Below are 19788 nucleotides of genomic sequence, written 5' to 3'. Positions count from 1 at the left end.
GCGCCCGAGCAGCCAGTGGCGGAGCGCGTAGCCCTCGACGCTCACGCGGCGCCCGGCGCGCCGCGCGGGCTCGGGCCGGTCGAGCAGCGCCTCGGCGTCGTCCTCGTACGCCTCGGGGGCGCCGGGCGCCGGGATCGTGCGCACCGCGACGCGCCCGTCGCGCGGCCGCGCCAGCTCGTACACGCAGTCGGGCTCCCCGCCGCCGCCGGCGACGTGCACCGCCAGCGACGCGCCGTCGGGGAGCGGGGTGGGATCGTAGGACATGGGAGTCTCGGAAAAGTCCTGCGGGGCTGCGGGGCGGTGGAAGGGCACAGTGCTCTTCCGCAGCCCGCAGCCCCGCAGCGATCGGAGTGGGTCGGCCCGCGCGCTAGCGGACGGCGCGGTCCACGACCATCGCGACGAACAGCAGCGCGAGGTAGAGCAGCGAGTACTTGTAGGTCCACCACGCCGCCTTGGTCCAGATCTCCTGCTGGCGGTCGAGCGAGCGGACCTGGAGCACGCCGCGCAGCAGCAGCCCGCCCAGCACGACCGCGCTGGCGAGGTAGACCCAGCCGAAGGCGCCGAACGCCACCGGGAGCACGGTCAGCGCGAGCAGGACGATGGTGTACCAGAGCATCTGGTTCATCGTCTCGCGCTCGCCCCACACCAGCGGCGCCATCGGGATCCCGGCGCGCCCGTAGTCCTTCTGCTTGAGGAGCGCGAGCGCCCAGAAGTGCGGCGGCGTCCAGTAGAAGACGATCAGGAACAGGTACAGCGCCGCGAGGTCCACGCGTCCCGTCACCGCCGCCCACCCGACGAGCGGGGGGAAGGCGCCGGCGGCGCCGCCGATCACGATGTTCGACGGCGACGACCGCTTGAGCCAGCGCGTGTAGATGAAGACGTAGAAGTAGAACCCGGCCAGCGCGAGCCCGGCGGTCAGCACGTTGACGAACTGCGCCAGCAGCCACGTCGCGGTCGTCGCCAGCAGCACGCCGAACGCCAGCACCGCCTGCGGCGCCATGCGCCCGCTCGGGATGGGGCGCAGCCGCGTGCGCGACATGACGTCGTCGATGTCGCGGTCGAGGTACATGTTGACCGCGTTCGCCCCGCCGGCCATCAGGTAGCCGCCGACGGTCACGATCAGCACCGTCCACCACGACGGCGTGCCGGCCACGAACATCGGCGCGACCGTGGTCACCAGCAGGAGCGAGATGATGCGCGGCTTGGTGAGGGCGACCAGGTCGCTGGTCAGCGAGCGCGCGCGCTCGTCGGTCACGGCGATTCCGGTCATCGCGCGAACTCCGGCAGCGTCGAGCGTGGAGCGTCGAGCGTCGAGCGGACGCCCTCGACGCTCGACGCTCCCCGCTCGACGCTCGCGCGCCGCGCCACGTACGCCATCGTGAACGCCACCACCCAGATCGCCACGCCCGTGGCCTGGTGCAGCGAGCGCACGACGCCGGGGAAGCCGCCGAGCACCATCCAGGCGGCCCACGCCACCTGCAGCACGCCGAGCAGCGCGCCCGCGGCGGCCAGGCGGCGCAGCGCGGAGGGCTCGCCGCGCCTGGCGAAGGCGAACGGGAGGCCGACCAGGTGGAGCACGAGCGCGTAGGCGAGGATCCGGTGCGTCAGCTGCACGTGCTGCGCGCCCCCGCCGAGCGAGCCGTCGCCGCACAGCGGGAAGCCGGCGCAGGCCACGGCGGCGTCGGGGATCTTGGCGGTGAAGCCGCCCATCGCCACGACCACGATCGCCAGGGCGGCGGCGCCCAGCGCGCCGCGCGACGCCTTGCGCGTGAGCGCGGCGGGCGCCGCGGCGCCGAGGCCGCCGGCGCGCACCACCGTGGCGGCGAGCGCCGCCAGCAGCGCGGCCGCGCTCAACTTGTGCGCGACCGTGGCCACCGGCGTGTTCCAGGTGCGCACCGTCACGGCGCCCAGGATCGCGGCCGAGAGGACGATCGCGAGCGAGAGGACCGCCGCGCGCAGCGGCCCGCCGGGGCCGGAGACGCCGGGGCGCCCGCGCCGGCGCCAGGCCGTCGCGACCACCGCCGCGATCGCGAGGTTCAGCAGCCCGGCGACCAGGCGGTGCGTCCACTCGATCACGAGGATCGGGTAGTCGAGCGGCGGGAACCAGTACTCCTGCCCGGTGCGCGGGTCGGCACAGCGCGGCCAGCGGTCGATGCACCCCATCCCGGAGCCCGAGATGCGCACCACCGCGCCGAACACGATGTGCGCGAAGGCGAGGAGGAGGGCGGCGAGGCCGGTCCGGCGCAGCGCGGTCACGCCCGCACCTCCGCGGCGTCGGCGCCCGGTGCCGCGGCCGTCGCCGGGTGCAGCTCGCGCCAGGTCAGCGCGAGCACGCCGGCCAGGGCCAGGGCGGGGAGGAGCGCCCACGCCAGCTCGGCGGAGCGCCGGGCGGGGGCGACGCGCGCGCCGGCGGGAAGCTCCGGCTGGCGGGCCACGAGGACCGAGCGCGTGATCGCCGCCTGGGCCACCACGCAGGCGACGACGGCGATCCAGAAGACCGCGTCGGCGACGTTCGCACTCATGAATCGACGGATGTCGAGGAGATACCGATGGGGGGTCGAGCGACAGCCCGCGAAAGGTCGCCCGGCGACGCGGCGACTTCAAGCCGGAGGAAACTCCAACTGCTTGACCGGACGCAGGATGCGCGGCCCGTGACCGGGCGTTACCGTTCCGGCCATGTCCGCCACCCCCCCGCCCGCCGGCGGCTCCAGGCTCCCCCGCCAGCTCGGCCTCTGGAGCGCCGTGGCGGTCCTTATCGGCTCGACCATCGGCTCGGGGATCTTCCGCTCCCCCGCCGGGATCGCCGACCGTCTCCCCGGGCCGCTCCCCCTCTTCGCGGTCTGGATCACCGGCGGGCTGTTCGCCCTCTGCGGGGCGCTGACGCTGGCCGAGATCGCCGGCGCCCGCCCGGAGACGGGGGGCATCTACGTCTTCATCCGCGACGGGTGGGGGCGCCTCCCCGCCTTCCTCTTCGGGTGGGCGGAGATGGCGGTGATCCGGGCCGCCTCGCTGGGGGCGATCTCGACGACCTTCGCCGAGTACCTGCTCCGGGTCCTCGGCTACGACCCGTCGCTCGCGCCGTACAGCGACTGGGTGCACTGGGTGGCGGCGGCGGCGATCCTGGTCACCGCCGTCTTCAACTACCGGGGCGCGAGGACCGGGGCGACGGTGCAGAACCTGACCACCATCGCCAAGTACGGCGGGCTGCTGTTCATCATCGTCCTGGCGCTGGCGCTCGGGCTCCCGCAGACCGGGGGGGCGAACTTCACCCCGGCGGCGCCCCCGGGGAGCTTCGCGGTCGGCGCCTTCGGGCTGGCGCTGGTGAGCGCGCTGTGGGCCTTCGACGGGTGGGCCGACCTGAGCTTCGTGGCCGGCGAGGTCAAGGACCCGCGGCGGACGCTCCCGCGGGCGCTGATCATCGGGACGCTGGCGGTGATCGCCATCTACCTGCTGGCGAACGTGGCGTACCTGGCGGTGATGTCGGTGGACGAGATCCGGGCGTCGCGCCTGGTGGCCGCCGACGTGGCGCAGCGGCTGCTCGGGGCGCCGGGCGTGGTCTTCGTCGCGGTGACGGTGATGCTCTCGACCTTCGGGACGCTCAACGGGACGCTGCTGACGGGGCCCCGCATCTTCTTCGCGCTCGCCGAGGACAAGCTGTTCTTCCAGCCGGTGGCGCGGGTGCACCCCCGCTTCCAGAGCCCGTACGTCGCCATCCTGATGACGGCGGGGCTGGGGGTCGCGTTCGTGATGCTGCGGACGTTCGAGCAGCTGGCCGACGCCTTCGTGACGGCGATCGTCCCGTTCTACGCGCTCGGGGTCGCGGCGATCTTCCGGCTCCGGCGGCAGCCGGACTACAACCCCCCGTTCCGGGTCCCCCTGTACCCGGTCGTGCCGCTGCTCTTCGTGGCGGCCTCGCTGTACCTGCTGGGCAACGCCCTGCTCGACCCGTCGAGCCGGTGGGCGACGGCGGGGACGCTGGGCGTGTGCCTGCTGGGGATCCCGGTCTACTACCTGACGGTGGGGCGGCGGCGGTGACTCGGGGGGGGGACCGGGGGTCCGCCCGAGCGTCGGTCCCGTGCGGCCCCCCTCCCGTGACCGTCCGGTTACCGCCGGTCCGGCCGGGCACGGTGCCGGCCGCTTGCGAGCGGGGCTAGGTTTGTAACGCTGTAAGCGTTTCCCGCGCGCCCGAGAAATCCCCTTCCTACCGGGGCGCGCCCACGAAGTTCCTCGTCCGGGCCCCCGCCTGCCCGGCCGCGGAGCGTCCGCCGAGTCGGGTTGGCTGCAGCGCAGCGCATCTCTGAACGCGTCGGCGGCATCACTCCTCACTTCGGACGCACCTCCGAGTATGGACTATCATCGTTGGAAGCTCGCCGTGGCCACGGCCTTCATGGCCGCCGCGGCGTCCGCGTCGGGCGCGCACGCGCAGGGCGCGACCACGGGCGCCGTGACCGGCGTCGTCACCGGGCCGAACGGGCAGCCGGTCGAGAACGCCCAGGTCCAGGTCGTGAACCGGCAGACCGGGTTCACCGCCGGGCAGCTGACGCGCGCGAACGGCCGGTTCTTCGTGCAGAACCTGGAGGTCGGCTCCCAGTACGCGGTCACGGTGCGCCTGATCGGCTACACGCCGCAGACGCGTGAGAACGTCGTGGTGTCGCTGAACCAGGCGACGCGCGCCGACTTCCAGCTGCAGAACCAGGCGGCGCAGCTCTCCGCGGTGACCGTGACGGCGAACGCCGCAGTCGACGCGCTGTTCAACCCGACGCGGCAGGGCGCGCAGACGGTCATCACCGACACGCTGCTGCGCCGCCTGCCGAACCTGGACCGCGACTTCACGTCGTTCGTCCGCCTCACGCCGCAGGTCACCAGCCAGACGGGCGGCTTCAGCGCGGCGGGCTCGAACCCGCGCCTGAGCCAGATCACGGTCGACGGCGCGAACCAGAGCGACCGCTTCGCGCTCAACAGCTCGGGCGGCGTCCCGGGCGGCGCGGCCGCCGGCCGCATCGTCCCGCTCGACGCGATCAAGGAGGTGCAGGTCAACCTCACGCCGACCGACGTGCGCCTCGGCAACTTCGCCGGCGTGCTCGTGAACGCGGTGACGCGCAGCGGCACGAACACGTTCACCGGCGGGCTGACGTACACCTTCCGCAACCCGTCGCTGGCGCGCGACACGGCGTACGTGCGCACGGGCAACCTGCGGCAGCAGCAGATCGGCGGCTTCCTCGGCGGCCCGATCATCAAGGACCGCCTGCACTTCTTCACGGCGCTCGAGGTGCAGCGCCGCGACGAGCCGAGCACCGGCGCGTCGTTCGGCGCCAACGCGGCGGCCGGCGACACGGTCACCGGCGGCGGCGGGATCACCTACGGCCAGATCCAGCGCGCGCAGAGCATCGCGCAGGGGCTCGGCATCGACGCCGGCACGGCGTCGGTCGTCAAGCGCGAGACGCCGCTGACGAACTTCATCGGGCGCCTCGACTTCCGCCTGAACGACAACACGCGCTTCGTGCTGCGCCAGCTGTACAACACGGCCGAGCAGCTCGACTTCTCGCGCAACCAGACGAACTTCAACGCCGACCCGAACGTCCAGGGGACGGGCTTCCGCCTGGGATCGAACCAGATCCCGCGCGAGAACACCAACTACTCGACGGTCTTCCAGGCGTTCACGAACCTGCCGCGCGGCATCTCGAACGAGTTCACCGCGTCGTACAACACGATCCGCGACGAGCGCGTCCCGCCCGTGGCGACGCCCGAGATCAGCGTCTCGGCGCGCGCCCCGGGGACGACCGGCGCCGCGACGCCGCAGATCACCTTCGGCACCGAGCAGTTCTCGACGGTCAACCTGCTCGACCAGAAGGTGCTGGAGCTGACGAACAACCTGACGATGCCGGTCGGGGACCACACGCTGACGTTCGGCGTGCGGTACGACGACACGCGCATCCTCAACGACTTCCGCCAGCGCAGCTACGGCGTCTACAAGTTCTCGAGCCTCGACTCGCTCCAGAACCGCCAGCCGGTCGGCTACTCGGTGGCGTACGCCAACGGCCCCGGGATCGCGGCCGACTTCGGCGCCCAGGTGTTCAGCGCCTACGCGCAGGACCAGTGGGCCGTGACGCCGCGCTTCACGGTCAGCGGCGGCCTCCGCATGGACGTCCCGCGCCTGACCGACACGCCGCCGGAGAACCCGAACATCAGCGCGGGCTTCGCGGCCAAGGGGATCCAGGTCTCGACGACCGGGACGCCCAAGACGCGCGCGCTGTTCTCGCCGCGCCTCGGCATGAACTGGGACGTGAAGGGCGACCAGACGCTGCAGCTGCGCGGCAACGCGGGCGTGTACACGGGCAACCCGCCGTACATCCTGCTCGGCAACGCGTACCAGAACACCGGCCGCGGGCTGGCGATCCTGAACTGCACGGGCGCGGCGACGCCGGCGTTCACGACCGACGTCAACGCGCTGCCGACCTCCTGCCGCAACCTGCCCGCCCCGGTGCAGGGCGCGGCCGGCACGGCCGGCGTCAACCTGACCGACCCGGACTTCAAGTACCCGCAGCGCTTCGTGACCACGGCCGGCGCGGACTTCCGCCTGCCGGGCGCCGTGACGTTCTCGCTCGAGGGGCTCTACGGGCGTGACATCAACGGCATCCGCGTCACGGACCTGAACATCACGGGGCCGCGCCTGGTCGGCGGGCAGCCGTACACGACGAACACGGGCCGCGTGCTCTACGCGGACACGATCCGCACCACGCAGACGACCGGCAACACGCCGATCACCGACGCCTGCCTCGCGGCGGCGACGTGCACGACGCGCGCGATCGTCACCAACGGCACGCCGGCGGTGCAGCTGGGCGAGGGCGCGATCTACGTGACCAACCAGTCGAAGGGCTACAACTGGTCGCTCACGCCGCGCCTGCAGAAGCGCTTCTCGGGCGGCCTGGACCTGACGGCGAGCTACACGTACACCCGCGCCTACGAGGTGCAGTCGTTCACCTCGGACCGCGCGATCTCGATCTGGCGCAACGGGCGCGAGTACGCCGGGCTGGAGAAGTCCGACGACCTCACGACGTCGGCCTACGAGCTCCGCCACCGCTTCCAGCTGTTCGGCACGTACACCGCGCCGTGGAAGCGCTTCCCGACCGACGTGTCGGCCGACCTGACGCTCAACTCGGGCTCGCCGATCTCGTACACGGTGTTCGGCGACCTGAACGGCGACGGCTTCAACGCCAACGACCCGATCTACGTCCCGAACAACGCGACCGACGCCAGCGAGATCCGCATCGGCCGCCTGGTGAACAACCAGTTCCAGCTGGACGCGGCCGCGGCGCAGCGCTTCGAGAACTTCATCTCGCAGATCGAGTGTCTCGACGAGCAGCGCGGCAAGATCTTCGAGCGCAACAGCTGCTTCAACCCGTGGCAGCGGCTGATGAACGTCAGCGTCCGCCAGACGCTGCCGGAGTTCCGCGGCAACCGCCTCTCGGCGCAGCTCGACATCTTCAACTTCCTGAACCTGCTGAACGGCGACTGGGGGATCAACCGCGGCACGATCCTCTCCACGTTCCCGCAGCAGCAGATCCTGACGGTCCGCGGCCGCACGGCGGGCGCGAACTCGAACGAGAAGGGGACCGTGAACTACGAGTTCGACTCGCGCGTGTCGGACGCCAACGGCAACGCGCAGCAGTTCCAGAACTTCGTGAACTCGGTCGGCAACGTGTACCGCATGCAGCTCACCTTCCGCTACGCCTTCTGAGGCGGCGGGCGGTGAACGGAACGGCCCCGGCGCGCATCGCGCCGGGGCCGTTCGGTTTTTTACCAGCGGAGGGCAGGTCAGGCGCCGTAGAACACCGCTCCCACCGCCGCCCGCGACGCCACCCCCAGGCGCCGCAGCACCTGCTCGGCGTGGTTGCGCGCGGTGTAGAAGCTGGTGCCGAGCGCCTCGGCGATCTCCTGGTTCGTGCGCCCCTCGGCGAGCAGCTTGGCGACGTCGAGCTGGCGCGGCGTGAGCCCGAACTTGGCGCGCATGTCGTCGTCGGAGAGGCGCGTGCCGACGGGGGCGGGCGCCGCCTCGGCGGGGGGGGCGGCGCCGCCGCGCGCGGCGCGCTTGAGCAGCGCCTCCAGCCGGGCCAGCAGCTCGGGGCGGCTGAACGGCTTGGTGACGTAGTCGTCGGCGCCGAGGCGGAAGCCCTGCAGCTTGTCGGCCTCCTCGCGGCGCGCGCTGAGGATCAGCACCGGGACGTCGCTGCCGCGGGCGCGCAGCTCGCGCAGCACCTCGTAGCCGTCGCGGTCGGGGAGCCCGAGGTCGAGCAGGACGAGCGCCGGGCGGTGGCTGGTCGCGAGCGCCAGCGCGTGGGCCGCCTTGGTCGCGAGCGCGACCTCGTAGCCCTCCGCCTCGAGCGAGTCCTGGAGCGCCTCGGCGATCTCGCGGGTGTCCTCGACCACGAGCAGCCGGGTCGGGGGCGTGCGTTCGGTCATGCGTGCGGTCCCTCGCTCCGCTGGGGGAAGGCGCAGGTGAAGGTGGTGCCCTCGCCGGGGCGGCTCTCGACCCAGATCCGGCCGCCGTGCGCCTCGACGATGCCGCGCGCGATGGCCAGGCCGAGGCCGAGCCCGCGCCGGTCGGCGTGGCGCGCCTGCCAGAAGGCGCCGAAGACGTGGGGGAGCTGCTCGGCGGGGATGCCGACGCCGGTGTCGCGCACCGTCAGGCGCGCCTCGCCGTCGACCGCCGCGCAGCCGACCGCGACCCGCCCGCCGGCGGCGGTGAACTTGACCGCGTTGCCGACGAGATTGGAGACCACCTGCTCGACGCGCGCCGCGTCGACGGCGGCCGGCACGGGCGCGTCCGCGATCTCGAGGTCGAGCGCCAGGTCGTGCGAGGCCACGAAGCCGCGCAGCGCCTCGGCGGCGTCGGCGACCACCCGCGCCACGTCGCGCTCGGCGCGCTCCAGCCCCGGCTCGCCGCGCCCGAAGCGCGTGACGTCCAGCAGGTCCCCGATCAGCGCGTCCATGCGCGCGGTGGTGTCGTGCATGCGGGCGAGCACGCGGCGCTCCAGCGGCGTGCGGTCGGACACGTCGGCGCGCTCGCGCAGCAGCTCGGTGTCGACCTTGAGCGCGCACAGCGGGTTGCGCAGGTCGTGCGCCACGACGGCCAGCACGCGCTCGCGCGCCTCGGCGGCCTGCCGCGCCTCGCGGAACAGGCGCGCCTGCTCGACGGCCAGCGCCACCCGGCGCGCCAGCTCCTCGGCCAGCCGCGCCTCCGCGGCGGTGAACGCGGCGCCCGGCGCGCCGCGCGAGAGCGCCAGCAGCCCGACGTCGCCGGTGGAGGCGCGCAGCGGCAGCACCATCATCGCCCCGCGCGTGTCGACCTCGGCGCCGCCCCCGGGCTCGCGGTACTCGGCGACGCGCACCAGCCGCCCCTCGTCGTCGCGCAGGTCGACCGCGCAGCCGACGGCGAGCCGCTCGGCCATGAGGCAGGCCACGCGCGCCACCGCCGTGTCGCCGTCGAGCGAGGCGTGCAGCATCGCGGTCGCCTCGTCGAGCAGCTCGGCCGAGCGCCGCGCGTCGCGCTGCTCGCGGTAGAGCAGGCGCGTGCGCAGCAGGTTGCGCACGCGCAGCACGACCTCGGCGTTGCTGAACGGCTTGGTAAGGAAGTCGGTCGCTCCGCCGGCCAGCGCCTGCTCCTTGGCGCGGAAGGTCGCGTCGGCGGTGAGGACGAGGACGGGGAGGAAGTCGTGGTCCCCCTCGCGCGCGCGGAGGTCGGCGAGCACCTCGAAGCCGCTGCGGTGGGGCATGTGCAGGTCGAGCAGCACGAGGTCGGGGCACGCCGCGTCCACCAGCGGCACCGCCTCGCGGGCGTCGTCGGTCTGCACGATCCCGGTGATCCCCTCGCCCTCGAGGATCGCCTGCAGCAGGTCGAGGTTCGCCGGCTCGTCGTCGACCAGGAGGACGCGGCAGGACGTGAGCGGGTCGGTCACCGGCGCCGGGCCCCCGTCACGCGCCCGGCGCGGCGTCGCGCGCCGCGGTCAGCACCCCGTCGAGCGTGCGCAGGAACTGCTTCACCTTGAGCGGCTTGGTCAGGTACGCGGTGGCGCCGGCCTGCAGCAGCCGCTCGACCGTCTTGGGCGTCGCGTCGGCGCTGACGACGATGACCGGCGTGCGCGCGGTGCGCGGCCGGGCGCGCAGCTCGCGCAGCACGTCCTCCCCCGAGATGTCGGGGAGGTGCAGGTCGAGGAGCACGACGTCGGGCGGGTGCGACTTCGCCAGCTCGAGCCCGAGCCGCCCCTGGAGCGCCGGCACCAGCCGCCAGTCGGGGCGCGCCTCGAGGATCTGCTCGATGAGGCTCATGTTGGCGAGGTTGTCCTCGACGTAGAGGATCGTCGCCGCCGGTCCGCGCGCGGGGACGGCGAACTCCGACGTCTGCGCCATCGCCACCACGGCCTGCAGCGGGTTCTCCTCCGGGAGGAGCGCCACGCGGAAGGCGCTCCCCGCCGGCGTGCTGCGCTCCAGCGTCAGCGCGCCCCCCATCGCCTCGACGAGCCGGTGCGACAGGGCGAGGCCGAGCCCCGTCCCCTCGACCTCGGTGCGCTCGGCGCCCAGGCGCGAGAAGGGGACGAACAGCTCGTGGCGTCGGTCGTCGGGGATGCCGTGCCCCGTGTCCTCGACGCGCACCCAGACGCGCGCGGCGCGCCCCGCCGTCTCGGGCGACACCGACGCCATCAGCCGCACCTCGCCGTCGGGGCGGTTGTACTTGACCGCGTTGGACAGGAGGTTGAGCAGCACCTGCACGAGCCGCTGCCGGTCGGCGCGCACGAACACCTCGTCGCCCGGGTCGTAGCCCTCGTACAGGCGGACGCCGCGGCGCCCCGCGAGCGGGCGCACCAGCGACACCGCCTCCTGCAGCGCGCTCACCAGCCGCACCGGCTCGATCGACAGCTGCTGGCGCCCGGCCTCGATGCGCGCGATGTCGAGCACCTCGTTGATGAGCGTCAGCAGGTGCTCGCCGGCGGTGAGGATGTGCTGCACCCCCTTCTGCCCGCGGGGCGTCAGCTCGGACGCCTGCAGCAGCTGGGCGAAGCCGAGGATGCTGTTGAGCGGCGTGCGCAGCTCGTGGCTCATGCGCGACAGGAACTCGCTCTTGGCCACGTTCGCGCGCTCGGCCTCCTCGCGCGCGGCGTGCGCCTCGGCGTTGGCCTGGCGCAGCGCCTCGACGGCCTCCCAGCGCGTGGTGACGTCGCGGCTGTTGAACACCAGCCCGTCGTCGGCCGAGTGCGGCGAGAGCGTGCGCCCGAAGGTCTCCAGCCGCCGCCAGTGCCCGTCGCGGTGGCGGTAGCGGTACTCGGCGTGCCCGGTGGTGCCGGGGCTGCCGACCATCACGTTCATCGCCGCCCGCACCTGCAGGTAGTCGTCCGGGTGCAGGAGGTCGAACGCGTCGCGCCCCACCATCTCGTCCGGGCGGTAGCCGAGCGAGCGCTCGACGGCCGGGCTCTGGTAGGTGATGCGCCCCTCGACGTCGAGCGTGGTGATGATGTCGTGCGTGTTCTCGATGAGGACGCGGTAGCGCTCCTCGCTGCGGCGGAGCGCCTCGGCGGCCGCGCGCCGGTCGGTGACGTCGCGCGCGTTGACGACGAAGCCGTCGTCGGTGGTGCCGGGCGACAGCGTGCCGACGTGCGCCTCGAAGTAGCGCCAGCCGCCGTCCTTGTGGCGGTTGCGGTACTCGACGTAGCGGGTGCGCGACGGGTCGGCGACCATCTCGCCGAGCACCGTGGTGGCCGTCGCCACGTCGTCGGGGTGGAGGTACGACAGCGCGTCGGTGCCGGCGATCTCCTCGGGGGCGTAGCCGAGCAGCCGCTTCATCGACGGCCCGGTGTAGACGATGCGCGCGTCGCGGTCGACGATCTGCACGACGTCGGTCGCGTTCTCGCTCAGGCGGCGGAACTGCTCCTCGCGCGCGCGCAGCCGGCGCTCGGCGTCCTTGCGCGCGGTGATGTCGCGGACCAGGGTGACGAGCTGCCCGTCGCGCAGCGGGACGATGCGCGCCTCCCAGTCGCGCCACCCGTGCTCGCCCAGCACGCGGTACTCGGCGCCCGCCAGCTCGCCGCTGCGCCGCGCGCGGTCGAACGCCTCGTCGAAGCGCGCGCGCGCGTCGTCGGGGAGGAGGTCGCGCAGCCGGCGCCCGATCACCTCGGCGTCGGTGAAGCGCAGCGCCGCGGCCTGCCCCGCCCGGCGCTCCAGCACGACCCCTTCGCCGTCGAGGCGGAAGAAGAGGTCGGGGAACGCGAGGAGGACGGCCTCGAGCTCGCGCGTGCGCTGGGCGAGCTGCTCTTCCGCCGTCGGGGGCGCGAGGGGGGCGTCGGTGGGGGAGGGCGCCATGGGGGAGGGCGGGGCGGGGCGCCGCCGGGCATCGGGGGAGAAACAGATGACCGACAGCAGCCCGAAGGCTACGGGAGTGGTGCGGCGGGCTCAAGGCGTCGCACGCGCCCGACGCCGCCGGAGGGGCGGGAGCACGCCCACGATGGTACACTTGGGGACGCCGGTCCGGATCCGCCTCCGCCCCCTTCGATGGCGCGCATCGTCCTCACCTGCTGGGGGTCGCACGGCGACGTGGACCCCTACCTCGCGCTCGCCCGCGGGCTGGCCGCGCGCGGACACGCCCCCATCCTGGCGGCGCCCGCGTACTTCCGCGAGGTCTCCGACGCCGCCGGCGTCGCCTTCCACCCGATCCGCCCGTCGGTCGACCCGACCGACGCCGCGCTGGTCCGCCGCATCATGGACCCGGCGAAGGGGAGCGAGGTGGTGCTGCGCGAGTTGATCATGCCCGCGGCCGCGGCGATGTACGACGACCTCTCGCCGCTCGCCGACGCGGCGGACCTGCTGGTGGGGCACCCGGTGACGGTCGCCACCCGCGTGCTCGCCGAGCGGCGCGGGCTGCCGTGGGCCTCGGTGGTGCTGGCGCCGACGTCGTTCTTCTCGGCCACCGACGCGCCGGTGCTGCCGCCGGCGCCGTGGCTGAAGGACGCCGAGCGGTGGGTGCCGGCGATCGGCGGGTGGATCGTGCGCGGCGCGCGCCTCGCCACGAGCGGGTGGGACGCGCCGCTGCAGGCGCTGCGCGCGCGCGAGGGGCTGCCGCCGGCGCCGAGCCCGATCTTCGAGGGGCAGCACTCGCCGCACCTGGTGCTCGCGCTCTTCTCGCGCCTGCTCGCCGAGCCGCAGCCCGACTGGCCGGCCCACGTGGTGGTCGCGGGCCAGTGCCTGTACGACGCGCCGCACGGCACCGCGCTGTCGCCGGCGCTGGAGGCGTTCCTGGCGGCCGGCGAGCCGCCGATCGTCTTCACCCTCGGCTCGGCGGCGGTGATGGCGGCGGGCGACTTCTACGCGCGCAGCCTGGCGGCGGCGCGCGCGGTCGGGCGGCGCGCCGTGCTGCTGGTGGGGCGCGACGGGATGGCCGCGTGGGCCGGCGAGCGGGGCGACGACGTGCACGTGGCGGCGGCGGCGCCGCACTCGCTGCTGTTCCCGCGCGCGGCGGCGGTGGCGCAGCAGTGCGGCGCCGGCACGCTGGGGCAGGGGCTGCGCGCGGGGCGCCCGATCCTCGGCGTGCCGTTCGCCCACGACCAGCTCGACGACGCGTACCGCGCGCGCGGGCTGGGGATGGCGCGCGTGCTCCCCGTGGGTCGCTACCCCGCCGCGCGCGCCGCCGCCGAGCTGCGCGCGCTGCTCGACGACCCGTCGTATGCGGAGGCGGCGGCGCGCGTGGGCGCCGTCGCGCGCGCCGAGGACGGCGTCGGCGCCGCCTGCGCCGCGATCGAGCGCCTGCTGGCCCCCGCGCGCCCGCGCGCTGCCGCGTCGGCCTGACGATGCGGGACGCCGCGTGGCTGCTCGTCGTCGGCGCGTTCGCGCTGGTCGGCGTGCTCCAGTGGCGCTTCCGCCGCGACGCCGCGCAGGGCACGGTCGAGCGCTGGCTGCTGCGGCACCGCTACCGCGTGCGCCGGCTGCGCCTGTCGGTCGGCGGGGGGCCGCACTTCCCGCTGCGCCTGTCGCGCGACGGCGACGCGGCGTTCGTCTACCGCGCCGAGGTCGAGGACGGGCACATGGGCGGCAGCGGCGTGGTGTGGCTGCGCGTCTGGATCGGCTGGGCCGGCACGGTGCTCGACGACGAGCCCGAGGTCGTGTGGGAGCGCTTCCCGAAGTGGGAGACCCCTGAGGAGTCGCCCGCGCGGAGCTGGGAGACCGCGCAGCTCGCGCTCCTCCGCCGCGTCGCCGACGGCGAGTCCACCTTCCGCCGCTCGTCGTCGAGCCTCGACGCGTCGGGCGAGCCGTTCGCGCGCGTCGTCGAGCACCTGCAGGCGCTGGAGCGGCGCGGCCTCGTCACCCTGCGCGTCCCGCCCCTCGACCCGCGGCGCCTGGACGAGGGGCCGGAGGTGGTCACGGACGTCGCGCTCTCGCCGGAGGGGCGGAGGGTGATGGGGCGGCAGCCGTCCGCGTGAAGCGGGAGTCGTTACGGCGGGAGTCGAAAGAGCGGGAGTCGTGACGACGCTCCCACGACTCCCGCCCTTTCGACTCCCGCTTTGGAGACTCCCGCTTTGGAGACACCCGCTGTATCAGAAGATCTCGAGCTTGATGTACTTCCTCGGATTGTTCTTGAAGTCCAGCGTCAGCGAGTCGAGCCGCGTGACCAGCCGCCGCACGTCGGCGTAGAGCAGCGAGTCGGTGAGCAGCTTGCCGGCGGTGCCGTTGCCGGTGCGCAGCGTGGCGAGGGTGCCGTTGATCTGCGCGACGGTAAGCCGCAGCGAGTCGGAGAGCGCGGCGGCGTTGGCGGCGGTCGAGCGGACGCTGCGCAGGGTGGAGTCGACGGTCGCCGAGTCGACGGCGCTCAGCGTGCGGCGCACCGTGCCCTGCGTCGCCGAGAGCTGACGCGACTGCTCGGCGGCGATGGTCGCGAGCTGGGCGACCAGCGCGTTGGTGCGGGCCATCGTCTGCCGGATGTCCTGGAGGCCGCCGCTGTCGACCAGCGTCGCCTGCAGCTGCTTCGAGAGGGCGACCGCGATCGTGGCCACCGAGTCGCCCTTGGCGGTCAGCTCGGGGATGCCGGGCGCCGGGGTGCCGGCGGGGACGGTGTCGCCGGCGGCGTAGGCGCGCGCGTCGGGGGTCCCGAGCAGCGCGACCTCGGCGTCGCCGAAGATGCCGACCGCCTGCACCACCGCGCGCGCGTTGCGCGGGATCGTGCGCCCCTCCTCGATCGCCATCTTGAGGACGAGCGTGCCGTCGTTGCGGAGCCCCACGTCCTCGACGTAGCCGACCTGCACGCCGGCGAGGCGCACCGCCTGGCCGACCTTGAGGTTCGCGCCCCAGCGGAACACCGAGTACAGCGGGTAGCCCGAGCGGAAGCCGCCGCGCACCAGCCAGATGGTGCCGAGGATCCCGATGGCCAGCGCGGCCAGCAGCAGCCCGCCGACGAGCACTTCGTTCCGACGCTTCATGGACCGGGGGTTGGGAGGCCGGGCGCGGTCAGGCGCTCACGTAGCGGGCGAGCGCCGCCGCGACCAGCGCGTCGACCACGAGGATCGACATCGACGCGGCGACGACGGCGCGGGCGGTCGAGCGCCCCACGCCCTCGGCGCCGGCGCCGGTGACGTAGCCCTCGTACGAGCAGACGAAGGCGACCGCGCCGCCGAAGAAGAACGCCTTGATCAGGCCGTAGATCACCTGGAACGGCACGAACGCCAGCCGGAGCCCCGCCACGTAGTCGGTCGTCGTGACCGGCGTCGCCGCCAGCAGCGTCGCCCAGGCGACGAGGATGGCGGTCGCGTTGGCGATGAGGACGAGCACCGGGAACATCACCAGGCACGCCACGAGCCGCGGCGTCGCGAGGTGCCCCACCGGGTCGTAGGCCAGCGTCTCGAGCGCGTCGATCTGCTCGGTGACGCGCATCGTCCCGATCTCGGCCGTCATGCGCGCTCCCACCCGGCCGCACAGCACGATCGCCGTGATGAGGGGGCCCAGCTCCAGCACGATGCTGCCGCGCACCAGCAGGCCGAGCACCGACAGCTGCACGCCGGCGAACAGCTGGTAGTACGACTGGAACGCCGTCACGCCGCCGAGGAAGCCGGCGACGATGAGCACCAGCGGCAGCGAGTCGACGCCGATGCCGCGCATCTGCCGGATCGACTCCTCCCACCAGCCCGCCGGCTGGGCGAACGCGCGCGCGACGTCGCGGCCGAAGTACGCCCGCGCGCCGAACGCGCCCAGGAGCCCGCGCGCCGTGCGCGTGGTGCGCGTGAGGATCGCCCAGCGGGGGACGGCGTGGGTCGCCGTAGTCGGGGTCACGGACGTGGTCACCGGCGCAAAATAGCGGGGACGGCGGGAGTCGTTGAACCGGGAGTCGATACGACGGGAGTCGCAACGGCGCAGTGCGCGGTCACGACTCCCGCCGTTTCGACTCCCGCAGTCGCGACTCCCGCTTTCAAGTGCGAACCCGGGCGAGAAGTACGAGGCCGACCACCCCGAACAGCATCGACGGAATCCACGCCGCCAGTTCCGGCTGGATCAGCCCCTTGCCGCCGATGGCGCGCGTGAGCTGGATCAGCACCAGGAAGATGATCGTGGTGCCCAGGCTGAGCCCCACGCCGTAGGCGGCGCCGCCGCGCTGCGTGCTGGTGGCGAGGGGGGCGCCGAAGAGGAGGATGATCACGCAGGTGACCGGGATCGCGATCTTCAGCATGCGCTCGACGCGCAGCTTGCCGACGTCGGTCCCCGAGCGCTCCATCGCCTGGATGTAGGCGCCCAGCTCGCGGTAGTCCATGTCCGCCGGCGCCTTGGCCGCGGTCAGCAGGTCGCGCGGGCGCTCGGTCATCCGGCGGTCGAGCGTCGAGTCGAAGGCGAAGGCGTGGATCACCGTGTCGCCGGGCAGGACGTGCAGCGTGCCGTTGCGCAGCAGCCAGCCGCTCCCGCGCCGGTAGCGCGCGTCGTTGGCGGCGGCGAGCAGCCCGGGGTAGGCGGCGCCGTTCCCCTTCCGCTCGATCTGCGGGCGCACCAGCTGCCCCGAGTCCACGATCAGGAGCTGCGCCTGGTACACGCGCCCCCCCTCGGCGGCGTACGCGAAGTTGGCGCGCGAGGTCCCCATCGGGTCCTTCGACTCGCGCAGCAGCCGCATCCGGGTGGCGTTGGCGTCGGGCGCCAGCTCGCCCAGCCCGAGCCCCAGCGCCGTGGCGATCATCGCCCCGCCGATGATCGGGAAGATGAAGCGGTAGAAGCTGATCCCCGACGCCTTGGCGGCCGTGATCTCGGAGTGCCGGGTGACCGCGCCGACGGTGAACACGGTCGCGAACAGCACCGCCGCCGGGAGCACCAGGAACATCTGCTCGGGGAGCCAGTAGGCGTAGCTCAGGAGCAGGTCGCGGCGCGGGATGTCGCGCTGCAGGTACTTGTTCAGGTTGTCGACGAGGTCGATGACGAACAGCAGCAGCGGGAAGCCGACCGCCGTCACGACGAAGACCTTGAGGAACTCGGTCAGGACGTAGCGGTCGAGCGCGCTGCCGAGGCGGAGGCGCCGGCGCGACGAGAAGGCGCCGCGCGCGGCCGACGAGGCGGCGGGGAGCCGCACCGGCATCGGGGCGGCGCTCACGCGGCCCCCTGCGTCGTGGGCGCGGGGGCCGGGCGGCGCGCCGCGGCGCGCAGCTGCCGCCGGTGGCGGAGCGCGTACCACCACTCGCCCAGCCCGCCGCCGCGCGCCGAGCCGCTCTCGCGCCCCATGCGGAAGGCGAGCAGGAGCCCGACCGCGCCGAAGAGCGCGTTGGCCGCCCACATCGAGATCCACGGCGGGAGGTAGCCGCGCGTGGCCAGCTCCTCGCCGGCGATCAGGAAGCAGTAGTAGAGCGCGAACACGAAGAGGCTCATCCCGATGACGAGGCCCACCCCGCCGCGCGGGAAGCGCAGCGCGACCGGCGCGCCGAGGAGCACGAACACGATGCAGGCCACGGCGAGCGCGAACTTCTTGTGGATCTCGATGTCGTAGCCGTTCATGAGCGTCGCCGTCTCGTTCAGGCGCAGGCGGGCGATGGCCACCAGGGCGCCCGAGGTCATGCCGGGGTTGTTGGCGGCGATGCGCTGCGCCGAGTCCGGCGAGATCGGGGGCGTGGCCGGCGGCGGCGGGGGGACGGCGACGCCGCCGGCGGGGAGCGCCGCGGTGTCGGCGCCCGACGGCTGGATCCCGCTCGACGGGGCGACCGCGGGGACCGGCGGCGCCGCCGCGGGCGCCGGGGTCGGCGTGGGGGGCTGCAGGATCGGTGCGGGGAGCGGCACCGGCGGCGCGGCCACGGTGTCGCGGCGCGTCGAGTCGCGCCGGGTGGTGTCGCGGCGCGCGGTGTCCTGCGGCGGCTGCGCCTGCGGCGGCTGTGCCTGCGGCGGCTGCGGCCACTCCATCGCGCCGGCCGTGCGCACCGCCACCACCTGCCGGAACTGCGTCACGGCCTGGCAGTAGAGGCGGCCGATGCCGAGGAACACCCGGCCGGGGGGCTGCGCCTCGGGGCGCTTCCGCTTGAGCGAGTCGGCGATGGCCTGGTCGTACTCGAGCTTCGCGACCAGGTACTCCTTCCGCGAGCGGAGATAGGCCTCCTGCAGCTCGCACACCGACATCTCGCGGTCGCTCTTGTAGTTCTGCGCCCCCTGCTCGGTGCGGGTCAGCGACTTGGCGACGTCGCGCACGCGGACGAGGTTGCGCTCGTAGAACGTGCGGTTGAGGTCGGCCGGTTTCCCCTCGGCCAGCCGCTCGATCACGCCGTGGTGCAGCGTCAGGACGAGGTCCTTGGCGTTCGGGGCCAGCGCCAGCGCGCCGCTGTCGGCGCGGATGGTCTGCAGCTCCGACGGGCGCGACATGTCGTAGATCGTCACGTCGCGCATCGTCCCCTTCTCCTTGTCCACCCGCATCGCCCGCATGATGAACTGCGGGGTCACCTCGTTGAGCACCTGCTCGTTGAGGGCGAACGTGGGGCGCGTCCGGGCGATGTCGCCGGTCAGCACCGTCAGCCGGTGGTTGGCGCGCGGCAGGACCTGGTCGTTGAAGTAGACCATGAGCCCCGCCAGGCCGAGCGCCGCCACCAGCACCGGGGCGAGCAGCCGCCCCATCGCCACGCCGCTCGCCTTGAAGGCGGTGATCTCGTTCTCGGACGCGAGGCGCGAGAAGGCGTACAGCACCGAGACCAGCACCGCCATCGGCAGCGTCATCGCCACCGTGAACGGAATCGACAGCACGAAGAACTCCCCGATGACGCGCCAGGGGAGTCCCTTGCCGATCAGGTCGGCGAACTTGCGGCTGATGTAGTTGAGCAGCAGGAGCGAGGTCAGCGCCGACAGCGCGAACATCAGCGGACCCAGGTGCTCCCGGAGCACGTACTTGGTGGTGATCTTCACGTCGACGGGCGGACGGGCACGACGCGGGCCGGCGCGGCGCCGGTGCGTCGATCGGGGTCGGGACAACGCGAGCCGGACGGGGGCGGCCGGGCGCCCGTAACCGCAAGACACGCCGCAGCTTGGCGCGCGGTTGTCGAGGTCGGGACTCCCGGTATATTCCACCCCGCGCGGGGGGGCACACAAGCCCGACCGCGCCCTCTGGTAGCGCCTCGTAGTACCCACGCCCTCGGGTTTGGTGCGTCTCCTCCGAATCCTGCTCGGCGGCGCCCTGCTGGGTGGAGCGCCCGCCGCCGCGCAGACTCGCCCGGCGCCGCCCCCGCCGCCGCCGCCTTCCGCCCCGCGCCCGACCCCCGCCGCGCCGCAGCCCGCCGTCCCCCAGCCGGTGGACACGGCGGCGCGCCGCCG

Annotated in this window: 14 protein-coding genes and 1 pseudogene; 4 read left to right on the top strand and 11 right to left on the bottom strand. The window is 73.8% G+C overall.

Translation table 11 applies throughout. The features are described 5' to 3' along the window. The 4 genes and pseudogenes from PYV61_RS06535 to PYV61_RS06520 all read right to left on the bottom strand — a co-directional run. Positions 1-264 (bottom strand): annotated as a pseudogene (locus tag PYV61_RS06535) (hypothetical protein); the annotation flags it as partial. A 103-nt stretch (positions 265-367) separates the two neighbouring features. Then, complete coding sequence (locus PYV61_RS06530; protein ID WP_275829565.1) at positions 368-1270, bottom strand: heme o synthase; 903 nt, start codon at positions 1268-1270, stop codon at positions 368-370. Then, entirely contained in the window at positions 1267-2256 is a 990-nt protein-coding gene (locus tag PYV61_RS06525; RefSeq protein ID WP_275829563.1) for a COX15/CtaA family protein, read from the bottom strand. Before PYV61_RS06525 ends, PYV61_RS06530 begins: the two co-directional genes overlap by 4 nt. Then, positions 2253-2522, bottom strand: coding sequence for a hypothetical protein (locus tag PYV61_RS06520; RefSeq protein WP_275829561.1), 270 nt, complete (start codon positions 2520-2522; stop codon positions 2253-2255). The genes PYV61_RS06525 and PYV61_RS06520 overlap by 4 nt, the downstream gene beginning before the upstream one ends. A gap of 154 nt (positions 2523-2676) precedes the next feature. Between PYV61_RS06520 and PYV61_RS06515 the strand changes: the two genes are divergently transcribed. After that, positions 2677-4035, top strand: a complete 1359-nt coding sequence (locus tag PYV61_RS06515) for an amino acid permease (protein ID WP_275829559.1) — start codon at positions 2677-2679, stop codon at positions 4033-4035. Positions 4036-4372: 337 nt separating this feature from the next. Further along, the gene (locus PYV61_RS06510) at positions 4373-7738 is read left to right on the top strand and encodes a TonB-dependent receptor (protein WP_275829557.1); all 3366 of its coding nucleotides are present in this window, start codon (positions 4373-4375) and stop codon (positions 7736-7738) included. A gap of 77 nt (positions 7739-7815) precedes the next feature. Here the strand turns inward: PYV61_RS06510 and PYV61_RS06505 are convergent, their stop codons facing one another. Genes PYV61_RS06505 through PYV61_RS06495 form a run of 3 tightly spaced genes read right to left on the bottom strand, consistent with a single transcriptional unit; the run spans position 7816 to position 12351 of the window. Then, on the bottom strand, positions 7816-8460 hold the full coding sequence (locus PYV61_RS06505) for a response regulator (protein ID WP_275829555.1): 645 nt from the start codon (positions 8458-8460) through the stop codon (positions 7816-7818). Next, entirely contained in the window at positions 8457-9956 is a 1500-nt protein-coding gene (locus PYV61_RS06500) for a hybrid sensor histidine kinase/response regulator (RefSeq protein ID WP_275829553.1), read from the bottom strand. Before PYV61_RS06500 ends, PYV61_RS06505 begins: the two co-directional genes overlap by 4 nt. A 16-nt stretch (positions 9957-9972) precedes the next feature. Then, positions 9973-12351 carry a PAS domain S-box protein gene (locus tag PYV61_RS06495; RefSeq protein WP_275829551.1) on the bottom strand — a complete coding sequence of 793 codons (2379 nt, stop codon included), beginning with the start codon at positions 12349-12351 and terminating at the stop codon, positions 9973-9975. A gap of 189 nt (positions 12352-12540) precedes the next feature. Between PYV61_RS06495 and PYV61_RS06490 the strand changes: the two genes are divergently transcribed. Both PYV61_RS06490 and PYV61_RS06485 read left to right on the top strand, forming a co-directional pair. After that, positions 12541-13830, top strand: coding sequence for a glycosyltransferase (locus PYV61_RS06490; protein WP_275829549.1), 1290 nt, complete (start codon positions 12541-12543; stop codon positions 13828-13830). Between the two features lie 2 nt (positions 13831-13832). Continuing rightward, the gene (locus PYV61_RS06485) at positions 13833-14462 is read left to right on the top strand and encodes a hypothetical protein (RefSeq protein ID WP_275829547.1); all 630 of its coding nucleotides are present in this window, start codon (positions 13833-13835) and stop codon (positions 14460-14462) included. 114 nt (positions 14463-14576) lie between these two features. Here PYV61_RS06485 and PYV61_RS06480 read toward each other — a convergent pair whose 3' ends face one another. From PYV61_RS06480 to PYV61_RS06465, 4 genes are all read right to left on the bottom strand, one after another. Continuing rightward, positions 14577-15455, bottom strand: coding sequence for an MlaD family protein (locus PYV61_RS06480; RefSeq protein WP_275829545.1), 879 nt, complete (start codon positions 15453-15455; stop codon positions 14577-14579). Positions 15456-15483: 28 nt separating this feature from the next. Next, on the bottom strand, positions 15484-16314 hold the full coding sequence (locus PYV61_RS06475) for an ABC transporter permease (RefSeq protein ID WP_275829543.1): 831 nt from the start codon (positions 16312-16314) through the stop codon (positions 15484-15486). A gap of 124 nt (positions 16315-16438) precedes the next feature. Continuing rightward, the gene (locus PYV61_RS06470; protein ID WP_275829541.1) at positions 16439-17599 is read right to left on the bottom strand and encodes an LptF/LptG family permease; all 1161 of its coding nucleotides are present in this window, start codon (positions 17597-17599) and stop codon (positions 16439-16441) included. After that, positions 17596-19383: an LptF/LptG family permease gene (locus tag PYV61_RS06465; protein WP_275829539.1), complete on the bottom strand. Its 1788-nt coding sequence runs from the start codon at positions 19381-19383 to the stop codon at positions 17596-17598. Before PYV61_RS06465 ends, PYV61_RS06470 begins: the two co-directional genes overlap by 4 nt. Positions 19384-19788 lie beyond the last annotated feature (405 nt).

The sequence above is a fragment of the Roseisolibacter sp. H3M3-2 genome, from assembly GCF_029211165.1.
Classification (GTDB): Bacteria; Gemmatimonadota; Gemmatimonadetes; order Gemmatimonadales; family Gemmatimonadaceae; genus Roseisolibacter.
Note: the sequence above shows the minus strand (reverse complement) of the source record. Positions and strands in the feature narration are given on the sequence as shown.